A 9,526-nucleotide genomic window follows, 5' to 3' on the forward strand; every position below is an offset into this window, starting at 1 on the left:
CACCACACTGAACATGATTGCCGGACTGGAGGACATCTCGTCCGGAGAACTGCGCATCGGGGGCGAGCGGGTCAACGATAAGGCACCCAAAGACCGCGACATCGCGATGGTGTTTCAGTCCTATGCGCTGTACCCGCACATGACGGTGCGGCAGAACATCGCCTTCCCGTTGACCCGCTCGCCCCCGATGCGCAGTTCTCCGGACGAGATGTCCTCCAGTCCGGCAATCATGTTCAGTGTGGTGGTCTTACCGCAGCCTGACGGGCCAACCAAGATGAGGAACTCGCCGTCGGCGATGGTGATGTTCAGGTCGTGCACCGCCGTCGCGCCGTCGGGGTAGCTCTTCGTGACGTGCTCCAGCACGATTTCGGCCATCGCATTATCCCTTCACCGCACCAGAGGTCAACCCGGCGACGATTCGTCGTTGGAATATCAGCACAAAGATGATGATCGGGACGGTGATCACCACCGCACCGGCGGCGATCGAGCCGGTCGGCTCCTCGAATTGTGAAGTGCCGGTGAAGTTGGCGATCGCGACCGGCGCGGTGATCGCCGCCTTCGTCGCGGTGAGCGACAGGGCGAGCAGCAGGTCGTTCCAGGCGAAGATGAACACCAGTATCGCCGCGGTCACCACTCCGGGCGCCGCCAGCGGAACGATCACCTTGCGGAAGGCTTGGCCCGGGGTAGCGCCGTCCATCTTGGCCGCCTTCTCCAGGTCCCAGGGGATCTCCCGGAAGAACGCCGACAAGGTGTAAATCGCCAGCGGTAAGGCGAAGGTGATGTAAGGCAGGATCAGTCCGGGCCAGGTGTCGAAGAGGCCGACGGCACGTTCGATGTTGAACAGCGGGGTCACCAGCGAGATGGCCGGGAACATAGAGATCAGCAGGGTCGCCCCGATCAGCACACGTTTACCCGGGAATTCCAGGCGGGCAACGGCATAGGCGGCCATGGCGCCCACCACCACCGCGATCACCGTGGTGGCCAATCCGATTCCGATGGAGTTGATCAGGGCGGAGCTGAACACGTCGCTGCGAAAGATACCCCGGTAGTTCTCCAGCGTCACCGTCGACGGAATTAGCTTGCCGTCTTTAACCATTGACGACGGTTTGAGCGACAGGCTGAATATCCACAGCACCGGCAACAACGCATACGCTACGACCAACACGTCGACGACCACCCAGATCGCGGCGCGCCGAGCGGTCCGCGGATCAGCGCCCATCGACATCTCCGCCGGGCGCCGCCGCCCCGAACAGCTTGATGAAGATCACCGCGATCAGCGCCACACAGACGACGATCAACACGCTGATCGCCGAACCCAGCCCCAAGTTGAACCCCTTGAACAGGTTGTTGTAGCCCAGGATCGACACCGAATCGGTGTTGTTCTCCCCGGCGGTCAGCACATAGATGTTGTCAAAGATGCGAAACGCGTCCAGGGTACGAAACAACAGCGCCACCACGACCGCCGGCTTGATGATCGGCAGGATGACCCTGGTCAGCCGACGCCAGGCGCCGGCGCCGTCCATCTGAGCCGCCTTCAACAGATCTTCGGGCACCAACGCCAACCCAGCCAGCAACAGCAGCGACATGAACGGTGTGGTCTTCCACACCTCGGCGAGCACCACCACGCCCAACGACGGGATCTGTTGCGTCAGCGGCGCACTGCCGTGCGGCAGCAAGTTGGCCAGGTACCCGGTACCCGGCGTCCACGCGTAGTACCAACTGTAGGACGCCGCGACCGTGACAATGCCGTAGGGAATCAGCACCGCGGTGCGCACCAATCCCCGGCCCACCACGGTGCGGTGCATCACCAGCGCCAGCGCCAGTCCGATCACGAACTCGATGCTCACCGACACCACGGTGATCGACAGCGTAACGAAAAGTGCTGTCCACCAATACCGGTCGGTCAGAATCGTGGTGTAGTTGCCCAGGCCGACGAAGACGGTGTCGTCGGGGGTGGCCAGGCTACTGCGCTGCAGGCTCAACCACATCGCGTAGCCGATCGGATAAGCCGTCACCGCCAGCATCAGCAACGCCGCCGGGGCGACCAGCAACAGGGCCAACCGTTGTTCGGCGCGCGACGCGGTCACGGCAGTAAACCCTTACCGTCGATGGCCTTTTGCACCTGCGCGGCTAGTTCGTCGGCGGTGCGTTCGGGATCGATGGCGTTCACCGGGCTCAGCGCCGCCGACAACCGCAGCGACACCGCCTGATAGGCCGGCGTCGCCGGCCGTACCGCGGCATCGGTGAGTTGTTGACGAATGATGTTGTACATCGGGTACTTCGCCTGGAATTGCGAGTCGGAGTACAGCGAGGTCCGCACCGAGGGCAGTCCTCCCTCGATCGAGACGTACTTCTGGTTCTGCAAGCTGCGCAGGCACCGGACGGCATCGAACGCTTCGGCCCGGTGTTGCGTCGTCTCGGCCACCGCCAGGTTCAGGCCACCGATCGTCACCTTGGCCGGCCGCCCCGGCACCACCCCGGGATAACGCGCGAAACCGAACACCCGCTGGCTAGCCTGGTAGGCGATGCGGAACTGCTCGTCGCTGGGCACGAAGGTGCCGACGCTGTTGACGCTGCCGGACAACTCCGGCAGCCGGTTCAGCGGGAGGAACGGCACGCCGCCCTTCACCGCGTTCTCCAACATGGATGCAAACACATACGGCCAGTTGACTTCCAGCGCGGCCTTGCCCTGTTCGAACGCCAGTCGGGCCGCGCCTTCTTCGGCGCGCGACATCGACGGGTCGGCCCCGGGCGCGGTGGCCACCGATTTGAGCACCCGCAACGCCGCGACGGTGGCGGCCCGGTGCGCGGGCGTGTCGGTCAACGTGACATGTTTGCCGTCCTCGGACAGCACCTGCCCACCGACGCTGCTCAGCACGGTGTTGAACCACACCACCAAACCCTCACCCTGATTGGCCTGCGCGGCGATCCAACTGGGCTGACCCGCGGCGTACAACCGTGCCGCCTCGGCGACCATCCCATCCCAGTCGCCAGGTGGCTGCGGCACCAAATCCGGCCGATACCACAGCAATTGGGTGTTTGTGGTGACCGGCGCGGCATACACCTTGCCGCCCCAGGTGGCCGTTTTCAGCGGCCCTGGCAGGGTGTCGGTGGTGGCATCGGACTCGGCCAACCCGGCCGGATCGTCCGACAACGGCAACACCCAGCCCGCCGCGGCGAACTCCGCGGTCCACACCACGTCGATGCCCATCAGGTCCAGATTGTGGTCGTGCGCGGTCAGCCGCCGGGCCAGCTGCAGTCGCTGCTGATCAGGAGAGCGCGGCAAGCTGACGTGCGCAATGGCATAGCGTCCGCCGGCCTGCTGGGTGCAGCGTTGGGACACGGCGGTGAAAGTCGAGCCATCGGTGGCCGGGGTATAGAAGCTCAGCACCAAGCCGTGGCTGCTGGACCCGCAACCCGAAACCACCGAGGCGGTCATACATAAGGCCACGGCGGCCGCCGCCATGCGCCGGATGCGACCGCGACTGACCAACACGTGCCCGGTATTGGCCTCAGATAGCCAAGCGCGCCAGCAGATCCCGCGCCTTTTCGGCGTTTTGCGGGTCGCACAGAACGTCGTAGCGGCCGGCCACCAGCTGCAAGGTGGAACTGAAATCCCGGGTGCCACGAGCCATCGCATAGGGGACGGCGGAGGTGATCAGACCGAAGAAAACTCCGGCCACCAGACCGGTGATCAGCGCACCCCACGGGTTCGGGCTGAAGAAACCGAGCACCAACCCGATGAACAACCCCAGCCACGCGCCGCTGAGCACGCCACCGCCCAGCACCTTGGCCCAAGTGAGCCGGCCGGTGACGCGTTCGACCTGCATGAGGTCGACGCCGACGATGGTCACTTGTTGCACGGGGAAGTCCTGGTCGGACAGGTAGTCGACGGCGCGCTGCGCCTCGGCATACGTGGGATACGACCCGACCGGCCAACCTTTGGGCGGGGTCGGCAATCCGGGAGGCACATTGCGTCGACCCGCACCGCCGGCAGGGGGCGTCGCGCCGGGCACCTGGCCGGGCTGAAATGGGCTAGTCATGGGTCTTCATTCTCCTCTTGCCGCTGCCATCGTTTCATCTATGGCAAGTCCCCGCACGTAGCGCTCAACCCGGAGCTGACGAAACGCGGGCAAAGCACGCTAGGTTGATCACCATGACAGCTCCCGGCGACCCCTCCGGCGAAGGCGCGAAGGCCCCACACGAAGGCCACTCGGCCGGATCCAACGAGCCCACCCAGCAGGCGCCGTGGGTATCGCCGTCGGGCGCTGCCGCGGCCGAGCCCGCTCCCGACTACCCGCCCAGCTATTCCGGCGGATATACGCCCGACTACGGCGCCGGCTACCAGCAACCCGGCCCTGGGCCCGGCTACCCGCCGCCCGGTCCGCAGCCGGGGTCGGCCTACCAGCCCTATCCCCCCATGCCGCCGCCCTACGGCGGCTCGTCGGCTGGTTACGGACCGCCCTCATATGCCGGCGGGTATCCCGCTGCCGGTTACCCGCCGCCACCGCCGGACTACTCGAGCCCGTACGGCGCCGCGCAACCCGGCACCAACAACCTCGCGATCGCCTCCCTGGTGACCTCGTTCGCCGGCTTCTTCTGCTGCATCATCGGGTCGATCGCGGCCATCGTGCTGGGCATCGTGGCGCTCAACCAGATCAAGCAGACCCGCGAGAGCGGCTACGGCATGGCGGTGGCCGGCATCGCGATCGGCGCCGCCGGTCTGCTGCTGATCATGGTGATCGGAATCATCAACGTCGCCGCGTCCCATTAGCACCAGGCGTTTCTGACCGACCAAGCTGGCCCGGCTGCCATCGGGCTCCTCCCTGCTTAGGCTCTCAGTCATGGGATCGGTCAACAGGGTGTATGTGGCGCGCCTGGCGCGGATGATGGTGCTGGGTCCACTGGGAGAATCCTTCGGGCGGGTCCGCGACGTCGTCATCAGCATCAGCATCGTCCGCCAGCAACCCCGGGTGCTGGGGTTGGTCGTCGACCTGGCCACCCGGCGCAGCATCTTCATCCCGATCCTGCGAGTGGCCGCCATCGAACCCAAAGCCGTGACCCTCAAGACCGGGAACGTGTCCCTGCGTCACTTCGAACAGCGCCCGGGTGAGGTGCTGGCCCTGGGACAGGTTCTCGACACCCAGGTGAAAGTGACCGATCCGGCGCTGCCCGAGCTGGCCAACGCCGAGGTGGCGGTCACCGACCTGGGCATCGAGCAGACCCGCACCCGGGATTGGATCGTGACCAGGGTGGCCGTGCGCAGCCACCGGCGGCTGGGCCGGCGCGGTCCGGTGCACATCGTGGACTGGCAGAACGTGCACGGGCTGACCCCGTCGGCATTGGCGATGCCCGGGCAGGCGGTGGCGCAGCTGCTCGACCAGTTCGAAGGGCGCCGGGCGGTCGACGTCGCCGACGCCATCCGAGGATTGCCGTCCAAGCGCCGCCTGGAGGTGTTCAAGGCGCTCGACGACGAACGGCTGGCCGACATCCTGCAGGAACTGCCCGAGGTGGACCAGGCCGAAGCGCTGTCGCAGTTGGGCACCGAACGGGCCGCGGACGTACTCGAGGAGATGGATCCCGACGACGCGGCCGACCTGCTCGGCGTGCTGAACCCGACCGATGCCGAGATGCTGCTGACCGAGATGGACCCCGACGACTCCGACCCGGTGCGCCGGCTGCTCAAACACTCCCCGGACACCGCGGGTGGGTTGATGACCTCCAACCCCGTCGTGCTGACGCCGGACACGGCGGTGGCCGAGGCGCTGGCGCGGGTGCGCGACCCCGACCTCACCCCAGCGCTGTCCTCGATGGTCTTCGTCGCGCGCCCTCCGACGGCGACGCCTACCGGGCACTACCTTGGTTGCGTGCAGCTGCAGCGGTTGCTGCGCGAGCCGCCGGCCGAACTGATCGGCGGTCTGATCGATACCGATTTGTTCACCTTGGCTCCGGAGACGCCGCTGGGTTCGGTGACGCGCTACTTCGCCGCCTACAACCTGGTGTGCGGGCCGGTGGTCGACGACCAGAACCATCTGTTGGGAGCGGTGACTGTGGACGACTTGCTCGATCATCTGTTGCCGCATGACTGGCGCGCCGACGTCCAGCAGATGGACCCGGCGGGCCGGCCCGCCCGGACGGGAGGAATCCAGTGAGCAACTCGTCGGCTCCGCGGCGGTTGTACACCCCGCGGACCTCGCGCGGGTTCTCACTGCGGCTGGACCCTGAGACAATCGGGCAGTTCACCGAATCCATCGCCCGGTTCTTCGGCACCGGCCGGTACCTGCTGCTGCAGACCCTCGTGGTGCTGGTCTGGATCGGGCTGAATCTCTTTGCGGTGCAATGGCGTTGGGACCCGTACCCGTTCATCTTGCTCAATCTGGCGTTCTCCACCCAGGCCGCCTACGCGGCGCCGCTGATTCTGCTTGCCCAGAATCGCCAGGAGAACCGCGACCGGGTGGCGCTGGAAGAAGACCGTCGCCGCGCCGCCCAAACCAAAGCCGACACCGAGTACCTGGCCCGCGAGTTGGCCGCCTTGCGGTTGGCCATCGGCGAGGTCCCCACGCGTGACTACCTGCGCCACGAACTGGACAACCTGCGCCAGTTGTTGGCCGAACCGCAGCCCAAGACAACCGAGCCCGCGCCACTGCGGGTCAGCGAGGCGGCCGAGCGGCGCACGAAGAGATCAAGCTGAGAATTAGAGTTCGGCCATTGCGCTACTGCCGTGACGCGAGTTATGTATGGTGATCTAGTTCACCAAACTGAGACAACGTCGTTTCCTGACGGCTCATATTGAGGACGGTCGAGTGCGCATAGGGGGACGCTGGGGTGCTCACCCGGCCGTCGCAAAGGTGCGGCAGCGGGCGTACGCGGCGCGGACACCGGCGTTTGGCGTAGCCGTCATCACTCCGCTTATTTTCGCCGGCGCGGTCGGTGGTGCGGCGCCCGCCTTTCCCGGGAAAACTCCGGTGCGCGCGGCCATCACGCCGGTGGCCGCGGTGGCCCCGTCGCCACACACCGATCTGTCCGGCCCGGTGGTCATCTCGATCGAGCGCCCACCCACCAGCTTCCACATCGCGGCGGCCACCAGCTCAGCGCCGCCGCCTCCTATGATCGTCAATGCGCCTGGCGCACTGGGCATCCCGATCATGGCGTTGTCGGCCTACCGAAACGCCGAACAGAAGATGGCCGCCGCCGAACCGGGTTGTGGTGTCAGTTGGAACCTGCTGGCCGGCATCGGCCGCATCGAGTCGGGCCACGCCGGCGGGGGCGCCGTGGATGCCCGCGGCACCGCGGTCAACCCGATCTACGGGCCCTCGCTGGACGGCACGCTGCCCGGCAACGAGGTCATCATCCAAAGCAACGTCGGCAACCGCGTCACCTACGCCCGCGCCATGGGACCCATGCAGTTCTTGCCCGGCACCTGGGCCCGCTACGCCGTCGACGGCGACGGTGACGGGGTCCCCGACCCGCAGAACCTGTTCGACTCCACGCTGGCCGCCGCCCGGTACCTGTGCAGCGGCGGGCTCAACCTGCGCGACCCGGCGCAGGTCACCGCGGCGATCTTGCGTTACAACAACTCGATGCCCTACGCCCAGAACGTGCTGGGGTGGGCCGCCGCGTACGCCACCGGCGTGGTGCCGGTCGACCTACCGCCGATCACCGGCCCGCCGCCGCCGATCGGCGACGCCCACCTCGAGCACCCTGAGGGCCTGGGCCCGGGCTTGCCGATGAACGTCAACGGGCTGGGCAGCAACGACCCGATGACCCACATCCCGTTGATCGACTTCGGACCGCCGCAGTTGGTCAGTCAAACACCCGCGTGGCAGCAACCCATGTGGCCGTGGATGGCGCCGAACCCGGCACTGCCGGCGCCGGCACCAGTGGCGACGCCGGGCTGCACGCTGATCTGCATCGGCTCCCAGAATGCTCCCGAGGCTGCGCCCGGTGGTGCGCCCGTGCCGGCGGGCGGCATAGTCATCGCTCCCCCGGCTCCCGCAGCGCCGATGCCGCCGGACCCGCTGGCCCCGCCGGTGGCTCCCGTCGCGCCGGCCGCGCCCCCGCTGCCCGCACCTGCGGCCGGCCCGGCCGCTGGGCCAAACGGGGCGCCGTCACCCAAGCCGGCCGGCCCGCCGCAGAGCCAGGCGCCCAAGCCGCCCGCGGGCAACGAACCGGTGTTCACGCCCGTCAGCTGACCCGCGCACAACCGCCTACACTCGGCGGTGATGTCCGGAACTCCTGAAGACCTGACCGCGGCTATTCGCGCCGCCTTGGCAAAAGTGATCGATCCCGAACTGCGGCGGCCCATCACCGAGCTCGGAATGGTCAAAAGCATCGACGTCAACGCCGACGGCAGCGTGCACGTCGGGATTTACCTGACCACCGCGGCGTGTCCGAAGAAGACCGAGATCAGCGAGCGGGTCACCCAAGCGGTCACCGACGTCCCCGGCACCGGGGCCGTCCAGGTCAGCCTGGATGTGATGAACGACGAGCAACGCACCGAGCTGCGCAAGCAGTTGCGCGGTGACGCCGCCGAACCCGTCATTCCGTTCGCCCAGCCCAGCTCGCTGACCCGCGTCTATGCGGTCGCCTCGGGTAAAGGCGGCGTCGGCAAGTCCACCGTGACGGTCAACCTGGCCGCGGCGATGGCCGCGCGCGGCCTGTCCGTCGGAGTGCTCGACGCCGATATCCACGGCCACTCCATCCCCCGCATGATGGGCACCACCGACCGGCCCACCCAGGTCGAATCGATGATCCTGCCGCCCATCGCCCACGAGGTGAAGGTCATCTCGATCGCCCAATTCACCCAGGGCAACACCCCGGTGGTGTGGCGCGGGCCGATGCTGCATCGGGCCCTGCAGCAGTTCTTGGCCGACGTCTACTGGGGCGACCTGGACGTGCTGCTGCTCGACCTGCCGCCGGGAACCGGCGACATCGCCATCTCGGTGGCTCAGCTGATCCCGAACGCCGAAATCCTGGTGATTACCACCCCGCAACTGGCCGCCGCCGAGGTGGCCGAACGGGCCGGGAGCATTGCGCTGCAGACCCGGCAGCGCATCGCCGGCGTGGTCGAGAACATGTCCGGCCTGATCTTGCCCGACGGCAGCACCATGCAGGTGTTCGGCGAAGGCGGCGGCCGGCAGGTCGCCGAGCGGCTGTCCCGGGCGGTCGGCGCCGACGTGCCGCTGCTGGGACAGATCCCGTTGGATCCCGCGCTGGTGGCGGCCGGGGATACGGGGGTGCCGCTGGTGCTCAACTCCCCCGATTCGGCGGTCGGTAAAGAGCTGCGCAGCATCGCCGATGCGTTGTCATCGCGGCGGCGCGGTCTGGCGGGGATGTCGCTGGGCCTGGACCCGTCGCGGCGCTAGTGCGCCCCAGCGCTCAGGTTGCGTCGGAGTCGAACGGAGTCCGTTCCGGCTGCGCCGGCGGTTGCGCGGTCGGCTCGGGGGTGGGCAATCAGCTGCGCGAAGACATGGGGCCCGAGTTCGACGAACTGCGGGGCCAACTCGGCGAGCTGCAGAAGCTGCGG

9 protein-coding genes and 3 pseudogenes are annotated in these 9,526 nt (G+C 67.4%); 7 read left to right on the forward strand and 5 right to left on the reverse strand.

Annotation, left to right across the window (positions count from 1 at the left end; all coding sequences use genetic code 11):
* Positions 1-13: 13 nt before the first annotated feature.
* Positions 14-148: pseudogene (locus tag A9W95_RS26750) on the forward strand (ABC transporter ATP-binding protein); the annotation flags it as partial.
* A gap of 11 nt (positions 149-159) precedes the next feature.
* Here the strand turns inward: A9W95_RS26750 and A9W95_RS07070 are convergent.
* The 5 genes and pseudogenes from A9W95_RS07070 to A9W95_RS07090 all read right to left on the reverse strand — a co-directional run.
* A pseudogene (locus A9W95_RS07070) lies at positions 160-375 on the reverse strand (ATP-binding cassette domain-containing protein); the annotation flags it as partial.
* 4 nt (positions 376-379) lie between these two features.
* Complete coding sequence (locus tag A9W95_RS07075) at positions 380-1,219, reverse strand: carbohydrate ABC transporter permease (protein WP_067410116.1); 840 nt, start codon at positions 1,217-1,219, stop codon at positions 380-382.
* Complete coding sequence (locus tag A9W95_RS07080; RefSeq protein ID WP_067410119.1) at positions 1,209-2,087, reverse strand: carbohydrate ABC transporter permease; 879 nt, start codon at positions 2,085-2,087, stop codon at positions 1,209-1,211. The genes A9W95_RS07075 and A9W95_RS07080 overlap by 11 nt, the downstream gene beginning before the upstream one ends.
* Positions 2,084-3,496, reverse strand: coding sequence for an extracellular solute-binding protein (locus A9W95_RS07085; protein ID WP_067410122.1), 1,413 nt, complete (start codon positions 3,494-3,496; stop codon positions 2,084-2,086). The genes A9W95_RS07080 and A9W95_RS07085 overlap by 4 nt, the downstream gene beginning before the upstream one ends.
* Positions 3,497-3,512: 16 nt before the next feature.
* Positions 3,513-4,043 (reverse strand): general stress protein, encoded by a 531-nt coding sequence (locus tag A9W95_RS07090; RefSeq protein WP_067410125.1) that lies wholly within the window; start codon positions 4,041-4,043, stop codon positions 3,513-3,515.
* A gap of 113 nt (positions 4,044-4,156) precedes the next feature.
* Here A9W95_RS07090 and A9W95_RS07095 point away from each other — a divergent pair, with 113 nt between their 5' ends.
* The 6 genes and pseudogenes from A9W95_RS07095 to A9W95_RS26040 form a co-directional block, all read left to right on the forward strand.
* Positions 4,157-4,774: a DUF4190 domain-containing protein gene (locus A9W95_RS07095; protein WP_082982948.1), complete on the forward strand. Its 618-nt coding sequence runs from the start codon at positions 4,157-4,159 to the stop codon at positions 4,772-4,774.
* A gap of 70 nt (positions 4,775-4,844) precedes the next feature.
* Positions 4,845-6,152: a magnesium transporter MgtE N-terminal domain-containing protein gene (locus tag A9W95_RS07100; protein WP_067410129.1), complete on the forward strand. Its 1,308-nt coding sequence runs from the start codon at positions 4,845-4,847 to the stop codon at positions 6,150-6,152.
* Positions 6,149-6,691 carry a DUF1003 domain-containing protein gene (locus A9W95_RS07105; protein WP_067410132.1) on the forward strand — a complete coding sequence of 181 codons (543 nt, stop codon included), beginning with the start codon at positions 6,149-6,151 and terminating at the stop codon, positions 6,689-6,691. The genes A9W95_RS07100 and A9W95_RS07105 overlap by 4 nt, the downstream gene beginning before the upstream one ends.
* Positions 6,692-6,803: 112 nt before the next feature.
* Positions 6,804-8,192 carry a lytic transglycosylase domain-containing protein gene (locus tag A9W95_RS07110; protein WP_067410135.1) on the forward strand — a complete coding sequence of 463 codons (1,389 nt, stop codon included), beginning with the start codon at positions 6,804-6,806 and terminating at the stop codon, positions 8,190-8,192.
* Positions 8,193-8,222: 30 nt separating this feature from the next.
* The gene (locus tag A9W95_RS07115; RefSeq protein ID WP_067410138.1) at positions 8,223-9,365 is read left to right on the forward strand and encodes an Mrp/NBP35 family ATP-binding protein; all 1,143 of its coding nucleotides are present in this window, start codon (positions 8,223-8,225) and stop codon (positions 9,363-9,365) included.
* 74 nt (positions 9,366-9,439) lie between these two features.
* Positions 9,440-9,526: pseudogene (locus A9W95_RS26040) on the forward strand (Sec-independent protein translocase TatB); the annotation flags it as partial.

The organism is Mycobacterium sp. 1423905.2, assembly GCF_001673155.1.
Taxonomy (GTDB): domain Bacteria; phylum Actinomycetota; class Actinomycetes; order Mycobacteriales; family Mycobacteriaceae; genus Mycobacterium.

Coding starts and splice junctions, on each gene's coding strand:
- A9W95_RS07095 (WP_082982948.1), top strand. CDS start 4,157: ATGACAGCTCCCGGCGACCCCTCCGGCGAAGGCGCGAAGGCCCCACAC.
- A9W95_RS07075 (WP_067410116.1), bottom strand. CDS start 1,219: ATGGGCGCTGATCCGCGGACCGCTCGGCGCGCCGCGATCTGGGTGGTC.
- A9W95_RS07100 (WP_067410129.1), top strand. CDS start 4,845: ATGGGATCGGTCAACAGGGTGTATGTGGCGCGCCTGGCGCGGATGATG.
- A9W95_RS07090 (WP_067410125.1), bottom strand. CDS start 4,043: ATGACTAGCCCATTTCAGCCCGGCCAGGTGCCCGGCGCGACGCCCCCT.
- A9W95_RS07115 (WP_067410138.1), top strand. CDS start 8,223: ATGTCCGGAACTCCTGAAGACCTGACCGCGGCTATTCGCGCCGCCTTG.